Annotated in this window: 1 protein-coding gene; it reads right to left on the bottom strand. The window is 40.2% G+C overall.

Annotated features, from left to right (window positions below; translation table 11 throughout):
• Positions 1-29: 29 nt before the first annotated feature.
• A partial coding sequence (locus tag ACOI1D_RS21815; RefSeq protein WP_422504305.1) for a UPF0236 family transposase-like protein occupies positions 30-614 on the bottom strand: 585 nt, incomplete at its 5' end.

Below are 614 nucleotides of genomic sequence, written 5' to 3'. Positions count from 1 at the left end.
ATTTTATACGTTGGTGCTTTTTTACTTTTTTAAATTCCTCGTAATCCTTTTAAAGCGTCTGTAATTGGTCTTCCTATAGCTTGCTTTAGATAACCCAGATTATTACGTGTTGCTTCTGCAGCGCTTTCTTTCAGCTTCTCAACAAAGTGTTTCGGGGGTTTTGTGTCATCATTTTGCTGAGTTACTTCCAGCGACTGTTCAAGTATTCCTTGTAGCGTTTTAATTTCCAAATTATCTTTAAGTGCGACCATCACATCAATGAATTTATCAATCCCTATATTACTCCAACTACGTCCATTTTTGAGGCGTTTGGCGAATACGCTCATTGTTCCCTCCGCACTTCCCATCGGACGAAATTTTGTTGTATCTATGCCTTTCCCTTTTAATTTTTCGCGGTAATCTCCTAGCGCCTCTGGATATTGAGAAAGTTGGGCAATTAGTTCTTCCAAACGTTCTTCTTTCTTTTCATTTTCAAGGGTGCCAACGGCACTATTTAACTCCACCATGAAGCCTTTCCAGTCATAGTTTGCTAGTTTCTTTCGAATGGGGCGGTATCTCGAATGATCCCGAAATAATCGCTGAACATCCCGGGCAACATGAAAACGGTCAATGAC

Source organism: Virgibacillus sp. DJP39, from assembly GCF_049310925.1.
In the GTDB taxonomy this organism is placed as follows: Bacteria; Bacillota; Bacilli; order Bacillales; family Amphibacillaceae; genus Virgibacillus_F.
The sequence above is the reverse complement of the archived record's forward strand: the minus strand, read 5'-3'. Positions and strand labels throughout refer to the sequence as shown.